Annotated in this window: 28 protein-coding genes; 11 read left to right on the top strand and 17 right to left on the bottom strand. The window is 61.1% G+C overall.

Annotated elements, in window-relative coordinates:
* Positions 1-140 precede the first annotated feature (140 nt).
* Positions 141-416: a hypothetical protein gene (locus tag ACFY5D_RS21130; RefSeq protein ID WP_387534393.1), complete on the top strand. Its 276-nt coding sequence runs from the start codon at positions 141-143 to the stop codon at positions 414-416.
* Between the two features lie 5 nt (positions 417-421).
* Positions 422-487 (top strand): hypothetical protein, encoded by a 66-nt coding sequence (locus ACFY5D_RS21135; RefSeq protein ID WP_387534509.1) that lies wholly within the window; start codon positions 422-424, stop codon positions 485-487.
* A gap of 443 nt (positions 488-930) precedes the next feature.
* Here ACFY5D_RS21135 and ACFY5D_RS21140 read toward each other — a convergent pair whose 3' ends face one another.
* The 5 genes from ACFY5D_RS21140 to ACFY5D_RS21160 all read right to left on the bottom strand — a co-directional run bounded on the left by ACFY5D_RS21140 (position 931) and on the right by ACFY5D_RS21160 (position 6,198).
* Complete coding sequence (locus ACFY5D_RS21140) at positions 931-1,254, bottom strand: hypothetical protein (protein WP_387534395.1); 324 nt, start codon at positions 1,252-1,254, stop codon at positions 931-933.
* 1,314 nt (positions 1,255-2,568) lie between these two features.
* On the bottom strand, positions 2,569-3,288 hold the full coding sequence (locus ACFY5D_RS21145; protein ID WP_387534397.1) for a YoaK family protein: 720 nt from the start codon (positions 3,286-3,288) through the stop codon (positions 2,569-2,571).
* 3 nt (positions 3,289-3,291) lie between these two features.
* Positions 3,292-4,893, bottom strand: coding sequence for a gamma-glutamyltransferase family protein (locus tag ACFY5D_RS21150; RefSeq protein WP_387534399.1), 1,602 nt, complete (start codon positions 4,891-4,893; stop codon positions 3,292-3,294).
* Between the two features lie 30 nt (positions 4,894-4,923).
* On the bottom strand, positions 4,924-5,679 hold the full coding sequence (locus tag ACFY5D_RS21155) for a FadR/GntR family transcriptional regulator (protein ID WP_387534401.1): 756 nt from the start codon (positions 5,677-5,679) through the stop codon (positions 4,924-4,926).
* A gap of 24 nt (positions 5,680-5,703) precedes the next feature.
* A complete protein-coding gene (locus ACFY5D_RS21160) occupies positions 5,704-6,198 on the bottom strand; it encodes a RidA family protein (RefSeq protein WP_387534403.1) in 495 nt (164 codons plus the stop codon).
* Between the two features lie 486 nt (positions 6,199-6,684).
* Here ACFY5D_RS21160 and ACFY5D_RS21165 point away from each other — a divergent pair, with 486 nt between their 5' ends.
* On the top strand, positions 6,685-8,196 hold the full coding sequence (locus ACFY5D_RS21165) for a purine-cytosine permease family protein (RefSeq protein WP_387534405.1): 1,512 nt from the start codon (positions 6,685-6,687) through the stop codon (positions 8,194-8,196).
* Positions 8,197-8,363: 167 nt separating this feature from the next.
* On the opposite strand, the gene ACFY5D_RS21170 is transcribed toward ACFY5D_RS21165, so the two are convergent.
* Genes ACFY5D_RS21170 through ACFY5D_RS21180 form a run of 3 tightly spaced genes read right to left on the bottom strand, consistent with a single transcriptional unit; the run spans position 8,364 to position 9,566 of the window.
* Positions 8,364-8,804 carry a DDE-type integrase/transposase/recombinase gene (locus ACFY5D_RS21170; RefSeq protein WP_387534407.1) on the bottom strand — a complete coding sequence of 147 codons (441 nt, stop codon included), beginning with the start codon at positions 8,802-8,804 and terminating at the stop codon, positions 8,364-8,366.
* Positions 8,731-9,222: a hypothetical protein gene (locus ACFY5D_RS21175; protein WP_387534514.1), complete on the bottom strand. Its 492-nt coding sequence runs from the start codon at positions 9,220-9,222 to the stop codon at positions 8,731-8,733. Before ACFY5D_RS21175 ends, ACFY5D_RS21170 begins: the two co-directional genes overlap by 74 nt.
* Positions 9,223-9,275: 53 nt before the next feature.
* Positions 9,276-9,566, bottom strand: coding sequence for a transposase (locus tag ACFY5D_RS21180; RefSeq protein ID WP_387534409.1), 291 nt, complete (start codon positions 9,564-9,566; stop codon positions 9,276-9,278).
* A gap of 102 nt (positions 9,567-9,668) precedes the next feature.
* Between ACFY5D_RS21180 and ACFY5D_RS21185 the strand changes: the two genes are divergently transcribed.
* Positions 9,669-9,893, top strand: a complete 225-nt coding sequence (locus ACFY5D_RS21185) for a hypothetical protein (RefSeq protein WP_387534411.1) — start codon at positions 9,669-9,671, stop codon at positions 9,891-9,893.
* The gene (locus ACFY5D_RS21190; protein WP_387534413.1) at positions 9,890-10,078 is read left to right on the top strand and encodes a DUF4113 domain-containing protein; all 189 of its coding nucleotides are present in this window, start codon (positions 9,890-9,892) and stop codon (positions 10,076-10,078) included. Before ACFY5D_RS21185 ends, ACFY5D_RS21190 begins: the two co-directional genes overlap by 4 nt.
* Positions 10,079-10,214: 136 nt before the next feature.
* On the opposite strand, the gene ACFY5D_RS21195 is transcribed toward ACFY5D_RS21190, so the two are convergent.
* The 3 genes from ACFY5D_RS21195 to ACFY5D_RS21205 form a co-directional block, all read right to left on the bottom strand.
* Positions 10,215-10,643: a hypothetical protein gene (locus tag ACFY5D_RS21195; RefSeq protein WP_387534415.1), complete on the bottom strand. Its 429-nt coding sequence runs from the start codon at positions 10,641-10,643 to the stop codon at positions 10,215-10,217.
* A gap of 235 nt (positions 10,644-10,878) precedes the next feature.
* Entirely contained in the window at positions 10,879-11,091 is a 213-nt protein-coding gene (locus ACFY5D_RS21200; RefSeq protein WP_387534417.1) for a helix-turn-helix transcriptional regulator, read from the bottom strand.
* 8 nt (positions 11,092-11,099) lie between these two features.
* The gene (locus tag ACFY5D_RS21205) at positions 11,100-11,486 is read right to left on the bottom strand and encodes a hypothetical protein (RefSeq protein WP_387534419.1); all 387 of its coding nucleotides are present in this window, start codon (positions 11,484-11,486) and stop codon (positions 11,100-11,102) included.
* Positions 11,487-11,801: 315 nt separating this feature from the next.
* On the opposite strand from ACFY5D_RS21205, the gene ACFY5D_RS21210 reads away from it, so the two are divergent.
* Entirely contained in the window at positions 11,802-11,945 is a 144-nt protein-coding gene (locus ACFY5D_RS21210) for a hypothetical protein (RefSeq protein WP_387534421.1), read from the top strand.
* Positions 11,946-11,957: 12 nt separating this feature from the next.
* Complete coding sequence (locus ACFY5D_RS21215; RefSeq protein WP_387534423.1) at positions 11,958-12,164, top strand: hypothetical protein; 207 nt, start codon at positions 11,958-11,960, stop codon at positions 12,162-12,164.
* 269 nt (positions 12,165-12,433) lie between these two features.
* On the opposite strand, the gene ACFY5D_RS21220 is transcribed toward ACFY5D_RS21215, so the two are convergent.
* From ACFY5D_RS21220 to ACFY5D_RS21245, 6 genes are all read right to left on the bottom strand, one after another.
* On the bottom strand, positions 12,434-12,886 hold the full coding sequence (locus tag ACFY5D_RS21220; protein ID WP_387534425.1) for a hypothetical protein: 453 nt from the start codon (positions 12,884-12,886) through the stop codon (positions 12,434-12,436).
* Between the two features lie 48 nt (positions 12,887-12,934).
* Complete coding sequence (locus ACFY5D_RS21225) at positions 12,935-14,716, bottom strand: alpha/beta fold hydrolase (RefSeq protein WP_387534427.1); 1,782 nt, start codon at positions 14,714-14,716, stop codon at positions 12,935-12,937.
* Complete coding sequence (locus tag ACFY5D_RS21230) at positions 14,713-15,312, bottom strand: TetR/AcrR family transcriptional regulator (RefSeq protein WP_387534429.1); 600 nt, start codon at positions 15,310-15,312, stop codon at positions 14,713-14,715. The genes ACFY5D_RS21225 and ACFY5D_RS21230 overlap by 4 nt, the downstream gene beginning before the upstream one ends.
* A gap of 145 nt (positions 15,313-15,457) precedes the next feature.
* The gene (locus tag ACFY5D_RS21235) at positions 15,458-16,162 is read right to left on the bottom strand and encodes a hypothetical protein (RefSeq protein ID WP_387534431.1); all 705 of its coding nucleotides are present in this window, start codon (positions 16,160-16,162) and stop codon (positions 15,458-15,460) included.
* Positions 16,163-16,255: 93 nt separating this feature from the next.
* A complete protein-coding gene (locus ACFY5D_RS21240; RefSeq protein WP_387534432.1) occupies positions 16,256-16,639 on the bottom strand; it encodes a hypothetical protein in 384 nt (127 codons plus the stop codon).
* Between the two features lie 21 nt (positions 16,640-16,660).
* On the bottom strand, positions 16,661-17,278 hold the full coding sequence (locus ACFY5D_RS21245; RefSeq protein ID WP_387534434.1) for a hypothetical protein: 618 nt from the start codon (positions 17,276-17,278) through the stop codon (positions 16,661-16,663).
* Between the two features lie 682 nt (positions 17,279-17,960).
* On the opposite strand from ACFY5D_RS21245, the gene ACFY5D_RS21250 reads away from it, so the two are divergent.
* From ACFY5D_RS21250 to ACFY5D_RS21265, 4 genes are all read left to right on the top strand, one after another.
* A complete protein-coding gene (locus ACFY5D_RS21250) occupies positions 17,961-18,950 on the top strand; it encodes a DUF4192 family protein (protein ID WP_387534436.1) in 990 nt (329 codons plus the stop codon).
* A gap of 834 nt (positions 18,951-19,784) precedes the next feature.
* On the top strand, positions 19,785-20,039 hold the full coding sequence (locus tag ACFY5D_RS21255) for a glutaredoxin family protein (protein WP_387534438.1): 255 nt from the start codon (positions 19,785-19,787) through the stop codon (positions 20,037-20,039).
* Positions 20,036-20,254 (top strand): hypothetical protein, encoded by a 219-nt coding sequence (locus ACFY5D_RS21260; RefSeq protein WP_387534440.1) that lies wholly within the window; start codon positions 20,036-20,038, stop codon positions 20,252-20,254. The genes ACFY5D_RS21255 and ACFY5D_RS21260 overlap by 4 nt, the downstream gene beginning before the upstream one ends.
* Positions 20,255-20,545: 291 nt before the next feature.
* Positions 20,546-20,785, top strand: coding sequence for a hypothetical protein (locus ACFY5D_RS21265; protein WP_387534442.1), 240 nt, complete (start codon positions 20,546-20,548; stop codon positions 20,783-20,785).
* Positions 20,786-20,793: the final 8 nt, after the last annotated feature.

Raw genomic sequence — 20,793 nt, forward strand, 5'->3', positions numbered from 1 at the left:
GGTCGGCCGCAGGTCAACCTGTCTCAGAGGTTCTTAGGTACTCACTTGGTCGCACCCAAGAAACCGGACGTCCGCTCTGCGGCCGACTGCTGGCCTGACCAGCCTGAAGTTACGTTAGGCAGAACGCCAGGACCCCCGGATTGTCGGGGATCCTGGCGTTTTTGGTTCCGTCGTCGAGTTTTCGGGTGCTGGCCTTGCGTGCGGCCGCGGCGGAGTGGGTCACCTTGGTGACCGGTTCCTCAGAGACGGGGCGGTTCTCGTCGGTGAAGGTCAGCGGCGCGAGGATGGTACGCAGGTTTCAGGTGAGGTGGGCGGCGGCGGACCTCGAACACTTCTGTTGGTTTGACGACGCCAGCCTGTCGGTGGTTGGCCGCGGCCGGGAAAGCACAATCGTCTGGGCTTCGCTGTCCAACTGATCACGGTGCGGGCGGTGGGACGGTTCCTGACGGATCCGTTAGCCGTCCCGTGGCCAGTGGTGGAATCGTAGGCCGCGCAGCTGGGCATTGCGGATGCTTCCGTTTTCAAGCTGTACGCGCAGCGGGGGACAGACCGGTTACGAGTACACTGCGGTGATTTGAGGTCCGGTAAGAGCGTGAAACTGCGGGCTAAGACACACCTTTACTACCGAGCCCCCTTCCATCGACACGTCGCGAAGGCCGAAGCACGCCCATGCCGGATGACCCGGCCCGAGCGTCTCCAGAAACCCATAGATTTCCGGGGAAGCCCGCAGCAGGTCGGACCGTAACTCTCAATTAGAGGGTTAAACGTGCAATCCTGTTCCATTTACTACTCAGACTCCAAGACTCCAAGGATAGCGTTCGTTTCTTCTGATATTCTTTCGCTCTCTCTGCCCCCCTCACCGCTAAAAGCGGTGAGGGGGGGGCAGACCCGTGGGGCTTGGCGACTCACCGGAACATTTATTCCCCGCCTTTAGAGTGCGGCGTGAATGGCTTCTGCTTCGGCTTCAGTCGCTCCAGGGAGCGCGAATTCAAGGCCGTTCTTGATTTCCTGGAGTGTTGCCTGCCGGGCGCCAAGTTCACGAGCATGCTCGTTGTAGCTTTCCAGATATGCGAGAACCACGGCTCTGACACCCTCGGGCCCGTGTCCGCGGTATGCCTCGATCACATAACGTCCGGTGTTATCTCCCGGGTGATGCGCGTAGCTCCCAATGAAGCTACCACCTTCTCTGCTCGCGTATTTCCCGATGTTGACCGCATGCCGGATGTGGTCGGTCAGCTGTTCTCTGGATTCCATTTTGATTCTCCTTGATGTGTCGGAATGAGGACGCTTGAAATGTTCGAGTAGGTGATGGAGCTCGGTGGTCCCACGATCACAGGGCAATCGCTGCGGCCACCAAAATATTCACCATCGCCTAGCTAGAGGTGATCACGACTTCATCGTGACGCACCACGCTTTGATTTCTTCCCCGACGAGGGTTCTTACAGCGTTCGTTCTTCATAGTGGGGTGGGTGCATACGATACGTGTTCGCACCTGTGTGTCTGGACGGTAAGAATCTGGATGAGGTCGTATCCGATGGCGAACAAGGCGCCGAAATGTATCGAGTGAAGTCACGGAGGGCGTTCCTTTCGGGAATGGGCTACGAGTATGGAATTTTGATGACATGTCTTCTGCTTAAAGTTGGAACCATGCGCAGAAGCTCGTGGGGGTGTTAGCGGCCGGTTGCCATGACGGCAGCGGCGGTTTTCAGCTTTGTAGGGACCGTAAGTCTTTGCCGCTGATCCGCTCATGAGCTGTACTATGGCGTCGGATTGGAGTTCTATCACGGCGACTGACTCCTCCTACTCAGCGGCTTGCTAAGGAACGCTAGGCCAGGAGATTGACTTGGAAATGGCTTCCGGGGCCTTAGTCCTGGAGGCAGTAGGCGTATTCGTGCATGGCCACAAACGGGGCCGATGCGGCAAGGAATTTGAGCAAGACTGCCAGGCCATGAAGCGGTATTCACCTAGGTGCGACTAGGCAACAAGTCCGCTGCCGACGATGACCTTGGTATTAAGGCAGGAACGGGCGATCGCCCGTTCCACGAATCCTTGCATCTAGGCCAGTCTCCTGGGCCTGGACTCACATGTCTCCGGTTTGCGACGGTGGTCCCCTTTTCGTGATTCCCCAGGAATGATATTTCGCCCGGGGCATCAGACCTAGGTGGAGGTTGGTGGTGTTCTTGAAGGCCTGTTTGCCCGCCGATGTGAGTACAGCGGCGGGCAACATTGATGGTCAGGAGCACGGGCTTACTGGCGTCCGGCACTCCTGGGTATGGCCGCAGGCTACGCCTCTCCTTGGGCGCGCTGGGTACGGGCATACTGCGAGCGGCCTGGGCACTGACGTCGGACTCGCTGCGTTGAAACTCCCGCCCTCAATCGATAAATTTCGTCGTCTTGAGAATCGCTAGTACAAGCCATTTGCTGCGGTGTTCGATGTTTCGCCATCGGTGATGCAAAAATGTTCGACGAAGGCGCAACCGAGGGTCGATCACGCCTCTTAGGCAGATGGAAGAGCAGCGGATCATCAACTCATCTCCAAGCCGTTCCGCCGTCTTTGCCGCTTGGCACTCAGTCGACGAGAACCGATCGTCTATTTGGTTTCGCTGTTTCCGCGTGCCGGGAATGTGTGCGCCGCACGATCGTGTAGCCCACGGCCACGGCCACGAGCAGGAACGTGGGGACAAGGAGTGCAATATTCAGCCCGTGTGGCACCAAGAACGCGCCCAGCACGGCTCCGCCAAACATTGACACTACCGCGGCGAAGCGCCTGCCGGTCGCCGCGTTGCCGGCTCCGCCGTTGAACCTGCCTGCTTCGCTAAACAGGAGCGAGAGCGTCGAAGTCACGACGACAGTCGAAATGTCAGGTACGCCCACTCGGCGGGCTGCCAGTGCCTGGCAGGCCATCAGCACTCCGATGATACCCGTGGAGGCATGGAACAGGAGGGCGGAGGAAGGCAACATCCAAAAGGCAACCGATATCCCGACCATGCCCAGGGCGGTAATCCAGAAAAGCGGCGCGATGGTCGGGTCGCTTTCCTTGCTGGCCGGGTGCCTGCGGGTGACAAGCCCGGCAACCCAAGAGCCCAGGACGAACCCGCCAAGCGCAAGCAACGGACCAGTGATGTGTATGTTCCCGGTGCCGGCCAGGGAAATAGCCACCAGGATGACGTTGCCCGTCATGTTCGCTCCGAAAATGCCGCCCATCCCAATGTAAGTGGCAGCATCCAGTACGCCGGTCCCGAAGCTCAGGAAGACCATGAGCCAGAATGAAATCCGTTGAAAGCGCATATCCTAGGCCTCCTGTCCGGTGAGTCCGTCGGAGCGTGGATCGGATCCCGTGGCGAATCCGGATCCTGCCGCACGCACCGTCTGCAGGTGACCGACGGCATCATCGAGGGGCTCCAGCAGATTCGTGGTGAAGCCCGATGCGGCGAAGGCCTGAAGGGTTGCCGCCTCCACGCCGGATTCCACCGAGATCGTACTTGCCTCGTCGGACGCGGTGGCGCCCGCTTCCATTTGTCCCACGATCCAGCGTCCCTTGGCGACAGCCTCTTCGGGGGAAAGTCCCAGTGCCAGGTTCAATGCAAGATGGGTGTGGATTTGCGGCTGGGCCCGGCCGCCCATGGTTCCATGCGCCCCGACGAGTTTCCCGCCCTTGCGCACGAGCACAGGCATGAGTGTGTGGGGTGGCCGGCGCCCCGGTGCAAGCTGTGCAGGGCTGCCTTCCTTCAGGCTGAACGAGGCGCCGCGATTGTGTAGCAGGATCCCGGTTCCCGGGTCGGTGATGCATGATCCGAAGGCATGGAAGGCGCTCTGAATCAGAGAGACCCAATTTCCCTCGGAATCCGTTGTGACGATCGCTACGGTGTCCCCGGTGCGGCGGCCATAGGTGCGCCCGGATGCTTGTAGCGGGGATTCCGGGTATGCCAGAAGGTGGGTAAGCTTTTCCTTTGCTACCTGGGGGTCAAGGAGCTTTTCGAGTGGCATGCTCGAATGCTCGGGATCGCCCAGCAGCATGTCTCGGTCCAGGGCTGCCGTAGCCAGGATGCGGGCAATGAGTGGGGCATCGGCGCTTGCGGGGTCGGGGACGTGCCCCAGGACGGTCGTGGCTTCTTCGAGTGCGGCCAAGCCGCTGAGGAAGAAGGTTCCCTGGCTGTTGCCGCCGGAGCTGAGGTATTCCTCCCCTTGGAATGCGACCGAGAGCGGTTGCTCAATCGAAGCGGTGTGTGATGCGAAGTCCTCAGGGGTCAGGTCGCTGCCCAGTGCCCGAAGACGTGCGATGATGCTCTGACCGATGCCGCCCGTATAGAAGGCGGTGATGCCTTCCTCGGCGATGGTCCGTAGGGATTCGGCCAGCCCGGGGAGTCGTAGGAGCTCTCCCTCGGCGAGCAGCTCGTCCTCGCGGAAAAATGCGGCCTTGGAGCCCTCATCCTGTGCCAGCAGGTCTCGCTCGCGGAGCAGGTCTCGGTGTACGCCCGGAGCGACGGGGACGCCCGTGGCTGCTGCATCGGCGGCCCGGTGCAGCGCTGCAGCGAGGGGCAAACGGCCCCATCCTGTGGCCAGTTTGTCCCAGGTGCTCAGCAGTCCTGGCACCGTGACGCTTTTCGCGCCCGAGACCGGGACAAAGCCGTCGGCGCCGGCGTAGTCGCGAGCATCCAGAGTGCGGGCGGACCTGCCCGAGCCGTTGACCACCGTCACGGTCCCGTCCGCGGTGCCCACCAGGGCGATTGCATCCCCGCCGACGGTGCATTGGTTCGGGTAGACGACTGTCAGCATTGCGGCGGCCGCGAGGGCTGCATCGATGGCGTTCCCGCCGTGGGCGAATGCGTCGTGGGCGGCCGCTGTTGCTCCGGAATGGGGAGTTGCGACGGCTCCGGAAAGGGGCTGAGTCATGGTGTTGGGGCTTGGCTTTCTATCGGGGTCCTATTGGGACCAGGTATCAACTCCCATGGAGCTGGATACTTCATGGATGTGTGCGGCCATGGCATCACGGGCGTTGAGGGCCTCGTGCTTGGAGATGGCTTCGAATATTCGTCGGTGCGCTGCCACCGATTGTTTGAGGCGGTTTGCGGTCAGGCGCTCTTTGTCCCGCGAAGGGGCCATCCATTCGTTGGCCACTTCAAGCAGCTTCGAGAGCATCGGATTATGCGTTAGCGCAGCGATTTGCGCGTGGAATTCCACATCGAGCCTGACGAGCATTTCCGTTGAAGGCTTTTCTCGCCTGATTTCCTCTTCGGCGAGTTCCAGCGGCCGCAGAAGCTCGGCAAGTTCACCGTCGTTGGCCCGGATTGCTGCTCGTTCCGCCATGGGTGGTTCCATGGTGGCCCGTAAATCCATGACCTCACGCAGTGTTCGCTGTGAGGCCTCCATCATTCCCAGCATTCCGGCTCGGATTTCCGGGCGGTTCGGCTCTTCAACGATAGTTCCGCGGCCGGGCTTGCGGCTGATGAGTCCACGCAGTTCGAGATCACGCAGGGCTTCGCGGACCGAGGTGCGCGAAATTTTCGCCGCGGCGGCAAGCTCGCGTTCGTTGGGCAATTTGTCGCCCGGCTTGAGCTCGCCGCCGATGATCATCTTGGTGAGCTTGCTACTAAGCTGCTCCGAGAGTGAACCGGACGAGATTGCAATATGGTCTAGCGACGACACGTTTACCTCCACGAGACTTGGTTTGACAAACATACCAGTCGGCCGGAGGCGAAACGGCTATTTCTTGATTTCGACCGTGACCCAGTTTTCGAAGCAGCTGCCTCCGGCCAGGCTTACGACGCCGATGGTGGCACGCCCGCCCAGCCCGATCTCCGGACCGAAGACCTCGACGAACAGATCGGTGCTGCCGGAAGAAACCTTGTGGACGTCGGCGAAGTCCGGCGTCGAGGTCACGAAACATAAGGAACGGATAATGCTCTCAACTCGGTCAAGGGAACCCAACGCAAGTCTGATCCCGCCCAAGCAGTTCAAGGCGGTTAGCCTCGCTGCCGCGTAGCCTTCCTCGACGCTGAGGTTTTGGCCGAAGCGCCCCGGGAAACGGACCTGTCCATCGACAGTGTCCGGGGTGTGTCCACTCAGGTAGAGGACGTTGCCGGTGATGTGATGGGGTTTCATGCTGCCATACGTGTCTGCGCCGTAGTATCCCTTGCTGAAATCGGGAATTTCCAGACCAAGTTCTCGGACTCGATCCTCGATGGATGTTGTATTCATGTTTCCTGCCTCAAGTGTGTTCCGCGCCGAACGGATTAGTCTAATGGTCCAACCAAGTTGGTATGAGCTTACTCACGTTATCCGAGAAGTGTCAACCCTCGTGCGCCGCGCCATGCTGATCGACTATTGCCGCGCGAGGGGCGGCTGCCCACTCTTCATGCGTAAGTGAATATTTCCTTAAGAGCTATTGACATCGGTGTGATGGTTGGACAAACTTTGATGGTTAGGAACCGCCGAATTCCAACAGCCAAGTGACTCACCCAATGTCCGGATCAGAACATCCATGAGAATCATGGATTCATCTGAATGCGGTCACGACACCGGAAACACTTGAAGGGAACGACTATGTTAGCGGCAAACAGTCAGCTCACACCCCTGGTAGTCAGCTATGCGGACGACCCGAAGATCGCCAGCCAAGCCGCATCGGAGGATTACGCTACCCACGTCGTCCCTCGAATATGGAGAAGCAGCAAGAAGTCCCTCTCAATGTCCTGGTACTCACTGGTCAGCGGGATGTTCTATTTGGTGACGGCAGCTACTTTGGCCGCCGTGGTCGGGACCGTGAACACCCTGACCGGAATCGTCCTTGCCTGTGTGGTTTTCGGTGTCTTGGGGATGCTCTTTTCCTCCTACGCCACCAAGACCGGACTCACCATGGCCCTGATTTCACAGCGACTTTTCGGCTCGGCCGGCGCACTGGCGGCCCCGCTGATCTTGGCAGCGACATCGATCTACTATGCCGTATTCGAAAGCTCCATGATCGCCCATGCCTTTGATGCGACCATCGGCGGCCTGGATATCCGGGTGTGGTACGCGGTAGCGGTGGCCATGAATCTTCCGTTGGTCATGGGCGGCATCCGACGCTGGATGGACAAGTACAACGCCATTCTGTTGCCCGTGTACTGGGGTGGATTGCTCCTGGTCGTTTTCCTGGCCTCCGCGAAAACGGACACCTCGGGATGGATCGACAGCGTACCCGCCGAACCGGTTGCACTTGCTGCTCCGGGGTGGCTCTACGCATTCTTCATCTACTTGGGCGTCTTGGTGTTGATGATGTTCACCATGGACTTTGCCCGCTTTGGCAAGCCGAAGGACGCCAAGACCAACGGCTTCTTCGTGTTTGGCCCGTTCTTCTACGTGCTTGTCTACCTGGCCAACGGGATCATTGGAATCTTCATCGCCTACGCGGCAGGGATGGATGGAAATATCTCCACCACCGCAATCGTGGAGTACATGATTGCCCTGCTGGGCGGGTGGGGACTGTTCCTGGTGTGGGTCACTCAGGCGCGCATCAATACCGCGAATTTCTACGAGGCCTCGACCAACATCGAAGCGCTCTTCCTACGAGTGTTCCGTCGCCGGCTGCCGAGGGTTTCAGCGGTGCTGCTTTGCGGAGTCATCACGTACCTGATCATGCTGACGGACGTCATGAGTTATGTCCTGGTTGCCTTGGCGTGGCAGGGAGCCTTCATTGCGTCATGGGTTGGCATCATGCTGGTCCACATCCTTCTCCACCCTGCAGGAGACAAGCACGGGCTGCCGGAATTCCGGCCGGGACGCGTCGCCAGGTTCAGCATCGGTGCCTACGTCTGGATCTTCACCTCGCTTCTTGGAATCGGTATGTTCCAATTCGGGGGTTGGGTGGGAAGCACCTGGTCGACGCCTCTCACGTTCATTGGCGCAGCCCTCCTCTATGGCATCTTCACGAAGAGGATCAACCACTCACCGGTACTGTCGCGTCCGAATGACCCGCGTGACGAGGTTGATGACATCTGGGAGACGTTCATTGAGTGCCACGTATGTGAAAACAGCTATGTGGCCGTCGAAATGGATAGGGATCCAAGCAAGGCGGGAAGCCCGGCCATTTGCACGGCATGCGCGACAGTCAGTAGCGCCTTTGTCGAGGCCTGCCACCGCGATATCGACCCGGGTCGCGTTGGCGCAGGCGTCACCGTGCCGACTGTGGCGAAGGAACGCCACGCTGCATCGTACGAATGATGCAATAGGGGAACGTGTTCGGTGAAACCAGAACGCATCTACCACCCATGTGGCAGATGCGTTCTGGTACGCCCGTCGTTTTCCGAAGACGACGGCGCATAGAAAGCCGTAATCCCGAATACGATGCGCTCGTCAAGTTTTTGAGACAGCTTGATTGATTTTTCTTTTTACGCCGCTATCGGCTTGAGCTGACTCTCGTATTCGGCCAGGGCCTTTGCCGGAGGCAGTCCCTGGCTGTTGCTGTGCGGCCGTCGTCTGTTGTAGCAAGAATCGATGTATTCCATGAACGCAGTTCGTGCCGACAGGTGTTTCGGGAATTCGCAGTGGTGATACATCTCGGTTTTGAGGTGGGATAAGAAATTTTCGGCCACGGTATTTTCCCAACAAACACCGGTCAATCCCATCGACCGGGTAGCCTTGTTCTCGGCGCACCACCTCTGGAAGTCGCCGGAGGTGTATTGCGCGCCTTGGTCGCTGTGAAAAATGACGCCGTCGGTGGCCAAGCGTTCATGCGTCCGGGCCATGACCAACGTGTCAATGATCAACGGCGTACGCATATTCGAGGGAATGGACCAGCCGACCACCACGCGGGTGGCCAAATCGATCACGGTGGCTAAATACAGCCACCTTCGAGCAGGTCTTGAGGTACGTGATGTCACCCACCAGCCTGGTCTCGGGAACACCGGCGGCGAAATCTCGCTTCCCGTGCTCATCGTGCATGTGGTTCTTGATGTGTTCGGCCCGCGCTTCCGGATCATTAACCGTGGTTTTCTTCCAGGCCCGCATCCGCCAGGATTTCAGCCCGTACTCGTTCATGATGGACCCCACGGTTCCGGCAGCGACCTTGATGCCCTGACCGTTGAGGAACTTGGTCAGCTGGGCGCGCCCGGCCATCTGGTCGCTGTTCTCGAATTCCTGCTGGACGGCCACGCTGAGTTGCGCATGCCTGGACGCAGTCGGCGCCAACCCGGCCGGCTGCGCCCACCGGTAGTACGAGGCCCGGGAAACCCCGAGCCGCTGGCACATCCACGCAATCGCGCAGTTGGCCTTCTGTTGCTACATGAAAGCGAATAAATCCGCTACAGATGCTTCGCGGCAAAGAAGGCGCCGGCTTTTCCCAGAGATTTGTTTTCCTTCTTCAACGCGGCATTCTCGGCCTGCAATGCCTTGTGCTTGGCCCACTCCACCGGGCCAGGCGCATCCGCCCTTGCCTCTGGATGCTCAGCCTTCCAAGCTCTCACCCAATTGCCCGGGGTTCCATCCTTGATACCCAACTCCGCGGAAACAGCTGCCAGGGAACGACCCGAAGAAACAACAAATTCAAGGGCACCGGCCTTGAACTCTTCACTGAATCTACGACGATCTGACATGAAACGAATTCTCCTAGACCCTGTCTCAGATCACCTCACGGCCGCAGACATCTACATACAGCAGGCCTTGGCCGGCTGCAGAAACACCACCAGCCGGCCAAGGTGCTCACTGCGTGGGCGATGACCAGCTACTACAACACGAAGGATTCGCACCAGCCGACCGTCACTGTGTCCTTGCCGGGCCCCACGGCCGAACCGCTCCTACTGACGCGGGAGGCCAAAGCGTTGCTGCCGAAGATCCTGGAGGGGGTAAAGTACGCCCGCGCGGGCGTCGTGGTCACCGACCTGCTCCCGATGGGGCGTAGGAAACCTTTGAGACGTTCGTGAACCCCCACGAGGCCAAGGAAGCCGGTCCGCTGATCCAGAAGATCACGCAGCGACACGGCGTCGATGCATTGGGCCTGGGGTTGGCGGGAATGAAGCAAGCTCCTGATTGGCAGAGGAAACGGGAGATGATGTCCCCGAGCTGCACCCCGCACTGGGACGAGTTGCTGGTGGTCAAGGGCAGCTGACTGCATAGAATCTCTCAAAAAGATGGGCTTATCACCTGGTGTTCGATTGGGATCGAAGACCAGGTGATAAGCCCGACCTGTCCTTGCCGCAAAATGCTGCCGGACAGGTCTGCTGCTGGTTGATCAGCGGAAGGTATTAGACGCAACCTGCCGGGCGTAGGCCGTTGGTGACGTAGATCTTGAACTGGCGGTTGTTGGAGCAGGTCCCACCGTTCACGGCAAGCGCCGTGGTGGCGATCGTGAGGATGGCACCAACGACGAGGCAGGCGACCTGGCCCACAGCCGGAATCGCACAAATTGCGGCACCGAGGACGAACCCGGATCCGCCGATCACAAGGTTCTGGTCAAACTGGTTGAGCAGAACATACATTCCGCCACCGTCGAAGCCGCCGCCAATGCGCGGTTGGATTGCGTTGCCGGCGTCCTTGGCTGCCTTGTAGTCGGTGCCGAAGGTGAGTTCAAAGCCCTCAGTGAACTTGAACGTGGTCTGGGCTGCCTGGCCTTCGCCGGTGACGGTGCGTGGCAGGTCGCTTGCAAGCAACTGGTCGTAGGCTTCTTCGACCATTTGCGGGGTGATGGTCGCGGGGTCAACCTGGGTGATGGTTGTTGCCTCTGCGGGCGGTGCTGCGGCTGTCGCTGGTGATAGACCCCCACCGGCAAGCATAAGGACAGACGCTAGACCAAAAATCGTTGCTGTTCGGGAAATGCTGGCAGTGGTTGACCGCAATATCGAGACTGACATGTGTGTACCCAATCAGTAGAATTACGCTGGCATATTTACCAACGGTTCTTTCACACTTTCAGGGAATGTCTGTCTTAGCTACTCCCGGCTGGAAGATGTCCTCGATCGTTACCGAAAAGAGATCCGCCATGCGGAAGGCGAGCGGCAGTGCCGGATCGTATCGTTCCTTTTCGATGGAGATGATCGTTTGTCTTGAAACGCCAAGTTTTGCGGCCAATTCGGCCTGGGAGAGATTGGCCTCGCTGCGTAGTTCCTGGAGACGGTTTTTCATTGGTTTGCCTACGCTCGGGTCAGGAAGCGGAAGCGGATGAAGAAGTCGAAGACGAGGATCAGCAGGTACGCAAAAAGCAGCGCGGCCGAGAGTCGCTGGAGCTCGAAGACGGTGATGGATGCGAAGAGTGCGGCACCCATGACTAGTGCGTCGCGGAAGGTGCTCGACTGGGCCTTGGTTGCCATTTCGTTTTCAAAGCTGAATTCGGCCGCCGAGCGGGTCCGCTTTTCATTGCCTCGACGAATCATGAGTGCCCCTGCCGCGCCGCTGAAAACCACGAGGCCTGAGGCGAGTGAGGGCCAGAGCTTTTCTCCGTCCGGGGATGCCGCCAGCCAGGCCGAGGTTCCCACTAGGGCGAGTAGTCCTGCGATCAGGAATGGGATCATGCGTTTCATCGTGCTCTCCTAAGTACAGGTTCCTTTACATGGTGAGTCTAGCTCCGGTTGTGCATGCATGTAAAGGATCGTTGACATATGGCGTGGGCATTTGGTGATGCACGCCGACGACGTCTCGACGGCAAGGGTCCAAGCGGATAGCAGGGGGTGCAGGTGAGTCAAATGACTCACTTGATCTGCAGTGTGTCGTGAAGTCGTCGCTGGCGAAGGCAAAGCTGCGGGTGTTGCATTTGCAACACCCGCCAAAATCCACAACCCGTCGCGCCTGGGGCGTTGCGTGGACCTTAGCCAGCCAACACCACGAAGGAGAGCGCCGTGAACGAAGAATCAACCCTGCCAGTCGCCGGGCAGCAAGCCGATGATTTCTATGAGTCTTTGCGGACCATTTGCCATTTGAACGGTGATTATCCGGCACCGTTGGCCTACGAGGTATTGGGGAGCCTGAAAATGGCGGGGTAGGCACTCTCGACGGTGTGCGAGAGGCTTTCCTGGGGCCTGCAGCGGTCGCTGGAAACCCGCGATGTGTACGACGACGAGGGCAAAGACCCGGCGATGTCCGTTGCCGATGCCAGGAAGCATTTGGAGCGGGCAAGCCTCTTGGCGCAGGAGCTCGCTACGGCGCTTTCGGAAGCTCAGACCGCGATCAATACCCAGGGGTATCATCCAGCCAACGTCTAGCTATCCGGCCCGGCCACGCGGAGGACAGATCGAATCAGTCCGAGCGCAGCGAGGGCCGCTGAAGAAGAATGGCCACCTCGGAAAGAGAAACCGAGGTGGCCATTGGTGTATTCGCGAGTTGTGAATACTTTTGCGGGGTTGGGAGTCCCGGTGCCGTGTTTGATCGCAACCGGGGTGATGCCCGGTCAAACCTGGAACGAGGTGTTGGCCGATCAAACCCAGAGGAAGGAAGTTTGCCCCAGCCGTTCAAATTTCTGGGGCAAACAGTCCTACTTGCTGATGTTATCAACAATGATGCGTTCCACCGCGCTGACTTGGTATCCCCGGGTTTCCAGAGTGGTCAGGTAGGTGGCCATGTCGGTCATCGGGTGGCGCCAGTCCTGCCGGTCGCAGGTGACCTCGTAGGCACTGAGCATCAGTGCGAGGGTTGCCTTCTCCGGGTTGGCTCCCGGGCGAGCGAGGTAGCTGCGAAGTTCGCCGCTTTCGTTCTCGTTCCCCATCAGCTTGGCGGCTTCGCGCTGCCGGGCGAGGGCGTGGTTGACGCGGTTGCTCGAGTGGGCCAGCGTCCAGGCGATGAATCCCTGCGCGTCCTTGGGCATCTTCTTGGCCTGCAGGAACATCTTGACGAACTCCTGGCAAACCAAAATTGCTGCGTCCATCGCCTTGTTGTTGGCGATCAGTGCGGCACGGTTGCGGACTTCGGCGGGGTATTTCTTGGGCATGGTTGCTATCTTTCTCACGAAAGACAGCGGCATCAAATGCGGGACGGTTCACTTCAGTGCATCAATGAGAGCGCCACTGTGGGTCAGGTGCGGATGGTGCCCGGCATCAGGGATTGAGATCAGCTTCACGTTCGGATGTGATTTGAGCTGCTCAACCGCGGCTGGGGTGAGTGGGTCGTTGCTTCCGGTGATGATGCGAACAGGGCCACTGAATCGTGCAAGTGCCTCCCACAGCTCGCCACGCCAGTGCTTCGAACCCGCAAGGGTGAGATGCTTGGCCACCCTCTTGGCGCTGCTTCGCCTGAGGTCGCTGACGCTGGACTCGAGAGCAGCCGCGCTCGCTTCCGTCCCGGTTAGTTGGTGTGACAGCCGTGCCGGGTCGGTGTGTCGCAAGTACGTGCATACGAGCGGCCGCAGTCTGGCTGAGGCACCCATCGGTGCCTGGAGAAAGAAGGGCGCGATCAACGTGAGGGACTTAACCTGCGCCGGAAACCGATCAGCTGCGACTACTGCCGCGGCCGCACCTATGGAGTGGCCGACGAGGTCCACAGGTTCCCCAGCTACTACCGCCGGCAGCCACCGCTCCCAATCCTGGACGCCAGTCCCGCCGCTAAGGCCAAGTCCAGGCAGGTCGAGGACCCGCCCCTCAATGCCGGCTGCTACCTCTGCCCACGTGTCCGCGTTCACGGGCAAACCCGGAAGGATCACCCTGCTTGATCCGGGAACACCCAACTCAAATGTCCTCACACCGCCAGCGTCAACGAATCGACGGCCGCCGGCCCTGGTGGCACCGAAACGATGGGCGGCCAGGTGGTCCACCCACCGTTCGAGGGATACCAGGACCTCGGGCATCTGGATCCCGTGTTTGTCGGCGAATGCGATCGCGGTCTCGGTCGGGTAGCGGTCGGTGGACATGAAGGTGAGGGTCTCCGGATCCGCCTTGGTGATCCGGGACGGAAGGCGCTTGATGACGCCGATCGGCATGCGGAGGCGCGGGACCTTCGCGCCGAGATGCCTGCCGACGTGCGTCAGCAGGTCCGCCAGCGGCGGGGTGTCGTCGTCGAGAATCCAGTAGGCCTTGCCCGCCGCTTCCGGGTCGACCGCTGCCGCCGCCATGAACGCCGCCAGGTAGTCGACCGTGACGACCGGGAGGAACGTCGATTCGTTGCCTGGTAATGCTGCTGCCGTGCCGTCCCAGATCTGCTCGATCGTGCCGGCCAGGCCGATATGCTGGTCGGACTCCCCCGTGGCGCTGTCGCCGATCACGCTGGACGGGTTCACGATGGTCCAGGGAACCCCGCGCCCCCGGGCCCGGGCCTGGAAGATCGCGTCGGATTCCACCTTTGACGCCTCGTACGCACCGAGTTCCTTGTAGGCCGCGGTGCGGTGGTCATCTGGCCACGGAACAGTCGTGGGGTCCTGCCCGCCGACGCGGTAGCCCGAGACGTGCACGACTCGCTGCAAGTCGGGCAGGCAAGCGGCGAAGTCGACAAGCTTCTCGACGATGCCGACGTTTGCGCTGCGTGCCTCCTGTGCGGTCATGCCAAAGCGGTAAGACCCGGCACAGTTGTGAATCTCGGTGACGTGCGTGAAGGCTGCTGGGCCGCCGGCGAGCATCTCGGGAGCATTGAAGTCGACGATGGTCGTGCCGATGCTCCGTGTCAGGCCGTGCTCCACGAGCCATTCTTCGACCCGCGTTCCGGAATCGGCGGTCCGAACTGCAGCCGTGACGTTCACCCCGGCTTCGGCAAGGGTCAGGACGAGGTGCCGGCCGACCAGTCCCGAGGCCCCGAAAACCAGGGCGTGGCGGGAGTCTTCGTGTGGTGTCATCGCGTCCCCCCAACGGTCTGGCAGCGCTGGTTGATGAGCTCCGCCACGACGTCAGCGGCGGAAGCCAGGGGTTGGGTGCTCTGCATGGCGCGCGAGACGATGACCGCCCCCTCGATCGTTGACACAACAACGGTTGCCAGAGACCGGGCCTCCTGGGCGTCAACACCGCTTGCCTCGAGGAACGCGGCCGTCGGGGCGATCCACGACTCGAAGGCAGTGGCGCACGCCTGCCGCAGTCGCTCGCTTTCCGCGCCCATCTCCAGGGTGACCACGGAGACCGGGCACCCGAGCCGGAAGTTGCTCTCGCTGACGATGGTCATCAGGGCCTCAATCACGGCGCGGGCAGCCTCGCCTGCGCCGCCTGCGGAAGCTGCGGCCTGTGCAATCAGCGTCTCGAACTGCTTCGCGGCGAGTTCGACCGCCGCGACGCCCAGGCCCTCCTTCCCGTCGGGGAAGTGGAAGTAGATCGACCCCTTCGGTGCTGCGGCGTGTTCGATCACGGCATTCAGGCCCGTGCCGCTGTAACCGCTGGTCTGGATGAGCTCGAGCATGGATTCCGCGAGCCGCGCCTTGGTCAGGTTTCCCTTGGATGTCATAACTTAAAAATAGACCGGTCTACATAATTTTGCAACCGACGGGAAGGCTTCAAGAACGTCACAGCCAGCAACACCGAAGTCGCAGATCAGAGTTCGGCTGTCGCCAACCATGGCTTGGACATGGTGGGGGTCTTGGAAGCCACTTCTACTCCATAAAGGAGGAGGGCCAGTTCACTTTGCTGTCCCAGCCCCCCCCAATGTTGGTTTGCGCCTTTGCGCCTCGTCCGCGAAGGGTAACAACCATCCCGGCTCCAGCTCCTGCAAGAAGCGTGATGCCAGCAATGATGGACCAGAACTCGATGTCCTTGTCCGCAGCGCTTTGGGCGCCAAGCCCGGTGTCGACCAGGACCGCGTTATCCGGGATGTACGGGGTGACGCTGGTGGTGCCGGCCGGAATCATTGCACGCTGGATGGCGCCGCTTGGGGTCTTCACGGCAACTCGCTGGGCGTGCTTGACCGGGGTCTTGATGGCCCCGCCCTTAGTCACGCCGTTGGGCTGCAGCGGAGTGGTGTTCTTCCTGATGCTTTCCGGCTGCTTGACACCGCCAGGATTCGGCCTGTTCGGAGCTGCCGGCTTCACCGTGCCTGGCTTGGGGTTGGGTGTAACAGGCGGCGTGGTTGGCTTCACCGGAGGAGTCGTGGGTCCCATCGGAGCTTTGGTCGGGTCAACCGGCTCAGGCGGGTCGATCGGGGTCGGGTCAACTGTCTCATCCGAGCCCTCCGAAACCGAGAAGGCTGCCTTCGCTGCCGCCTTCGATGCCTTGGCAGGGGCACCCTTTGGCGCATCCGTGGAGACCTGAACGGACACCTTGGTGGCAGGAAGATTGACGCCAGTCTGATCTTCGGCCATGGCAGCGGGGCTGCGGTCGAAGCCAGGAGGGCTGCTGCGGCTATGCCGAATGCTGCGAGTCCGGCAACGCGATGGCGTTGTGGGTTGGTCAATTTATTTTGTTCCTTCTGTGGTGGTTTTGCCGTAAACCGAGACGAGCCGGGATTCCTCGAGGATCACGACCTCCTTGGTTACAGCCAGGACCGAGCCCTTGTTGGGCACGGAGAATGAGGTTCCGTTCTCAAGGCGGAATGTGTTTTCGGAACTTGCCTGAAGTTCCATACCGCCGAGGCGGGGGATCGCCTTGATCTTCGCCAAGTCGATTCCTTGAGGTGCGCCGAATGTTCCGGCCTTCAGATTGGCCCATGTCTGGTGGATGATCGCGGTATTCCCATTGTCCGAGGTGCGCATCGGCAGGCGTTCGACGGTGGTATCCGTGGGGATTTTGAACGAGGTCTTGTTGGCGAGGTCGCCGTTCTTCGTTCGGTGAAGCACCATTGAGTATCCGTCGGGTTCTTTTCAGAGCATGAGCACATGATCGGCAGTTGCCGCGACCCACTTGGCCACCACCGCACTTTTGCCCGGGCGTTTGAGTACCCCGGTGGTGCGGATCTTGCCCTTGGCGTTGGCGGCGAGCACCGAGGCGGTGTTGTCTGTTTCGATGCTGGCCCATAGGGCCGATCCCTTATCCAGGACGCCGATGAGCGCGGGGCCGTACGAGGGGGCCGTGTAGGTCTCCAGCTTTTCGGCCGTGATTGATTTGAGGGTGCGTGGCCCCATGGTGGGGATGGTGCTGCCGATCCATGAATGGCCGCTTCGGGAAATCAGTTGGCTTCCGACACCGAGCTCGTGCTTGGTGGCGCCCTTCGTCGGCGTCCACACGATCAACGGGGAGGGAGCATCCAACGAACCGGAGGTGTCCAGGACACGGAGGATGAACCCGGGGCCGTACTGGGCATCGAGGGGAAGGATCGGTGGTGCACGTTTGCCTTCGAAGGTCAGAACCTCACCATCTGCGGTGCCAGAATCCGGGGTCTCTTCGGTGGAGGTCGTTCGATGAATGGCGACTTCGGTGTCGCCGGTCTGGACCGCGATGCACTGGCCATCAGCACTGAGTGCAAGGTCCGAGTACGCCATGGGGAACTGGCGGTCGGCACGCCCTATCCTGGCACCGTCCACGCGCCGGGCCGAAAGGGTGCCCGAAGGCAGTTATCCGGTCGGACAAGGTAACCATCCCGAAACCGTGCCCGCCGCTGCCAAGCCCCGGGTCCCTGACGGGGCGAGGGCGGAGTCTCGGCTACCTCCTGCCCATGCTCGGTACCCGACCACGGACGCATCAATGCGTCATGGAATCCTGGGCGGATTGTAGCGATGGAGAGGGAGTGTTCCTTAGACAGTGCAACTCTTCTTGCATATGCGACTGCCAGTTTCAGGCCTCTTGGGTACTCGCTCGCTCGCACCCAAGAAACCGGACGTCCGCTCCGCGGCCGACTCTTGGCCTGATTAGCCTTCGGCGAATCAGGCTGCGGCCTCCGGCCGATCATTTTTTGTTTGCTGTCCTTCGGATTTTACGGACCGGGGCCAAGCACACAAGCCACTACGCTCCTTCGTCGCTCCGGGCCGGCGGCGGGAAAACTTCTTGACCGCGCTCCTGCGTCGCTTATTTCGGTCAAGAACTTTTCCCGCCACCGCCCTTCGGGTTGCTGTGCTTGGCCCCGGCCCCGCTCCATTTCATTGCGCCAGCAAACAAAAAACATGGGGGAGAACCACCGCGGGGCTGGCACCACGACCCCCGAACCCCAGGAGCGAGGACAGAACCATGGACAAGATCACCGCCACCACCATCGCCGACACCGTCGCCGTGGCCATCCACGGGATCGGCTTCACCCCCACCTCCTCGGTGGTGCTGATGCTGATGGAGAACCACACCTTGGCCGCCACCCTGCGCATCGACGCACGCCCCGAAACCCCGGCCGGGCTCTGGGCCGCGGAAATCACGAACTACGTGCACCGCCTCGACACCGTCAACGGGATCCTCCTGCTCAGCTTCGAGGACGACCACGCCATGACCCCGGCCCAATACCGGGCGCTGGACACCGTTCTCACCCTGACCGGACGCCCCATCCGCCACGCCTTGCTCATCCGCGATGGATACGTCATGGACTACGACGGGAACCGCAACGACAAGCTCCCGTTTTCCGCCGTCGCCACCTCTAATGCGGCACTGGCCCTGATGCTGGCCACCGAGAGCTACACGAAGCTCGCCGCCGACATCCCGCCCTGCACCACCGACACCGCCGTGCATGAGCTGCAAAAGTTCGCTGATGCGGCCCGCCGGATGGACTGCGAGGACAAGGAAACCCGCACCGCGGTGCGCTCAACGTTGATCGGCCTCATCCTCGGCTACCAGTGCACCGGAACCGTCACGCCGCACGAGGGTGCTTGGCTGGCCGGAACCTGCACCCACAAGGGCATCCGCGATTTGATCTTCGCCTCGCTGGCCACCAGCGCCGACGATATGGACAGCATCAGCGCCGCACTCATGGGCGAAGCCGCACCCAAGGACTGGGACTACTTCAGGGACGGAGCCGACGCCATCTACACCGCCCTTGAATACATCCCGCCGGAGCACCGGACCGACCTGCTCGCCGGGCTCGGGTGGACCCGGTGGATCGACGGGAAGGGAAGCGAAGCGATGAGCTTCCTGGACCTCGCCCGCGCAACCGAGCCCGGCCACCGCCTCACCGAGCTGTTGACCAGACTGATCAGCAGTGGCCACCTGCCCGCCTCGGCCACCACGAAACACTAAGACCATCCACGGAGGCCAGCGATTGCAACCACCGTCTACCGAGGGCTGGGGCGAGGGACATCCTCACCCCAGCCCGCTACATGTGCGCCCGCACCAACGACCCCGCCCCCGCAATGGTGCACGCCTGAGCGCTGACCTTCGCGTTCGGGTAAGACCCTCGCGCAGATCCTCTGTGGCAGGGCAGGTTCGGCGCTCACCGATTTCGGCGGCGGCCTCCTCCGCAAGCTCCCCCGGCCGCCGCACCCAGGCGCTACGCGCCACCAACCACTCAGGCACGGGCGAACCACAGCCTGTTTACCCGCCTGGTGCTGGCATTTCGTCCAAGCTTTCCCCATCGCGGGTGGGCGTATCGACGCAGGTGTCCGTGTTCCGCGGAAGAGTCGCCGTCCCTGCAGTAGCACCCGTCGGCTCTGGCAGTGCCAGGCATTCTCGCCGGAATCCTGTCTGTTCCCCAGATGGCGTTCAGCCATGGAATGTAGATCAGCTATTGCCCGGATCGAGGCGCCGGAGGTGCTCGTGTTTGCCCGTCTGGCCAGTCAGGGGCCGGGCATCGAGCCGGCACGATGCCCATCGGGTGAGCGATCCCAAGGAATCCCCAAAAGCAGGCTTTGACGGCCATCCCCAGACCCTTGGCGGACCGCACGTTCCCGCCTTTTCCCCGAAGTAGATCAAGTCCCGGCAACGAGGATCGCCGCCCCGAGGAGCCGCTGAACGAGCCACGCTTCGACGCACGCGAGTGCCTTGAAAACCTTGAAAAATCAAGGCAAAAGCCTGTTTTGAACCCTCATATGAGGGTAAAATTAGGACATAGCGAAAGAGTGGGAGGAGAGGGCAATGTCCATCACCATCTACACCAAGCCGGGATGCTTCGGATGCCGCAAGACGGCCGAAAAATTCACCGAGGCGCACGTGGCTTTCACGGAAGTCGACCTGACCCAGGTGCCGGCCGCACTGGAGTATGTCACCGAGGAACTCGGCTACTCCCAGGCCCCGGTCGTCGTCGTGGACGATGAGTTCCACTGGTCGGGACTGGACCCGGCCAACATCGCCCGGGCGATCGGTTTCATCCGTCAGGAGGTGGCGGGATGAGCGTGAAACCCGCCGCCGACGGGACGCCGCAAAAGCGGTTGAACTTCGACGTTCCCGACGACCTCGCCCGCGAGTTCAAGGCCTATGCCGCGCTCCAAGGGAAAAGCCAGCGGGAGTTGGTGCTCGCCTTCATGCAACGGTGCGTCCGCCGCATGCCGGCCGAATTGGGACACCGGCAAGAGGCCGCACCCGTGCCCCCGGACCGGCAACACTAGAGTCGCCCTTGCTCCGGCCAACCCGCCACCGAGGACATAGACCGGACCATCAGCACGGGTCGCTTTCTGCCGAGTGGTGGTGGTTTGGTCCGAACCACGCGAATCAGAACAGGGGCCCTTCGGAACCCAAATCGTCGGTGGTGCACGATACCTTCGCATCAGCGGGGAACGTCCCGTGTTCCCGCCCGGGGCGGAGGCACACATGAGCAATTCCAGCGGGCGGCAGCAGACCCACCGCCGCACCCCGCCCAGCCGCAACGAGCGCGCCACTGGACGCCGGGGGAGTGCGCCATGATCGTATTGTTGGCCGCGGGGTTCATGTGCATTGTCGTGCTCTGGCAGCTTCTGGTCCATCCGGTCCAAAGCGTGCTGGCGATCAGCCGGCTGCTCTGCGGCGCATTCGGAATCCTCCTCCTACTCACCGCCCTCGGTCGATTCTGGAATGATGCGTACCTCGAGGCCGCCGGCCTTCTCGGCGGAGCGGTGTTCCTGTTCTGGTGCACCAACAGACTTTCGCACCAAGGCGCTTGAACCGGTCG

Origin of the sequence: Paeniglutamicibacter sp. NPDC012692 (assembly GCF_042901625.1) — a bacterium.
GTDB lineage: Bacteria > Actinomycetota > Actinomycetes > Actinomycetales > Micrococcaceae > Paeniglutamicibacter.

Excerpts from the sequence above, each read along its gene's own strand:
- ACFY5D_RS21140 (WP_387534395.1), bottom strand. The coding sequence starts at position 1,254 with ATGGAATCCAGAGAACAGCTGACCGACCACATCCGGCATGCGGTCAAC.
- ACFY5D_RS21145 (WP_387534397.1), bottom strand. The coding sequence starts at position 3,288 with ATGCGCTTTCAACGGATTTCATTCTGGCTCATGGTCTTCCTGAGCTTC.
- ACFY5D_RS21150 (WP_387534399.1), bottom strand. The coding sequence starts at position 4,893 with ATGACTCAGCCCCTTTCCGGAGCCGTCGCAACTCCCCATTCCGGAGCA.
- ACFY5D_RS21155 (WP_387534401.1), bottom strand. The coding sequence starts at position 5,679 with ATGTTTGTCAAACCAAGTCTCGTGGAGGTAAACGTGTCGTCGCTAGAC.
- ACFY5D_RS21160 (WP_387534403.1), bottom strand. The coding sequence starts at position 6,198 with ATGAATACAACATCCATCGAGGATCGAGTCCGAGAACTTGGTCTGGAA.
- ACFY5D_RS21165 (WP_387534405.1), top strand. The coding sequence starts at position 6,685 with ATGTCCTGGTACTCACTGGTCAGCGGGATGTTCTATTTGGTGACGGCA.
- ACFY5D_RS21175 (WP_387534514.1), bottom strand. The coding sequence starts at position 9,222 with ATGTGCCAGCGGCTCGGGGTTTCCCGGGCCTCGTACTACCGGTGGGCG.
- ACFY5D_RS21180 (WP_387534409.1), bottom strand. The coding sequence starts at position 9,566 with ATGTCAGATCGTCGTAGATTCAGTGAAGAGTTCAAGGCCGGTGCCCTT.
- ACFY5D_RS21195 (WP_387534415.1), bottom strand. The coding sequence starts at position 10,643 with ATGGTCGAAGAAGCCTACGACCAGTTGCTTGCAAGCGACCTGCCACGC.
- ACFY5D_RS21200 (WP_387534417.1), bottom strand. The coding sequence starts at position 11,091 with ATGAAAAACCGTCTCCAGGAACTACGCAGCGAGGCCAATCTCTCCCAG.
- ACFY5D_RS21205 (WP_387534419.1), bottom strand. The coding sequence starts at position 11,486 with ATGAAACGCATGATCCCATTCCTGATCGCAGGACTACTCGCCCTAGTG.
- ACFY5D_RS21220 (WP_387534425.1), bottom strand. The coding sequence starts at position 12,886 with ATGCCCAAGAAATACCCCGCCGAAGTCCGCAACCGTGCCGCACTGATC.
- ACFY5D_RS21225 (WP_387534427.1), bottom strand. The coding sequence starts at position 14,716 with ATGACACCACACGAAGACTCCCGCCACGCCCTGGTTTTCGGGGCCTCG.
- ACFY5D_RS21230 (WP_387534429.1), bottom strand. The coding sequence starts at position 15,312 with ATGACATCCAAGGGAAACCTGACCAAGGCGCGGCTCGCGGAATCCATG.
- ACFY5D_RS21235 (WP_387534431.1), bottom strand. The coding sequence starts at position 16,162 with ATGGCCGAAGATCAGACTGGCGTCAATCTTCCTGCCACCAAGGTGTCC.
- ACFY5D_RS21240 (WP_387534432.1), bottom strand. The coding sequence starts at position 16,639 with ATGGTGCTTCACCGAACGAAGAACGGCGACCTCGCCAACAAGACCTCG.
- ACFY5D_RS21245 (WP_387534434.1), bottom strand. The coding sequence starts at position 17,278 with ATGGCGTACTCGGACCTTGCACTCAGTGCTGATGGCCAGTGCATCGCG.
- ACFY5D_RS21250 (WP_387534436.1), top strand. The coding sequence starts at position 17,961 with ATGGACAAGATCACCGCCACCACCATCGCCGACACCGTCGCCGTGGCC.
- ACFY5D_RS21255 (WP_387534438.1), top strand. The coding sequence starts at position 19,785 with ATGTCCATCACCATCTACACCAAGCCGGGATGCTTCGGATGCCGCAAG.
- ACFY5D_RS21260 (WP_387534440.1), top strand. The coding sequence starts at position 20,036 with ATGAGCGTGAAACCCGCCGCCGACGGGACGCCGCAAAAGCGGTTGAAC.
- ACFY5D_RS21265 (WP_387534442.1), top strand. The coding sequence starts at position 20,546 with ATGATCGTATTGTTGGCCGCGGGGTTCATGTGCATTGTCGTGCTCTGG.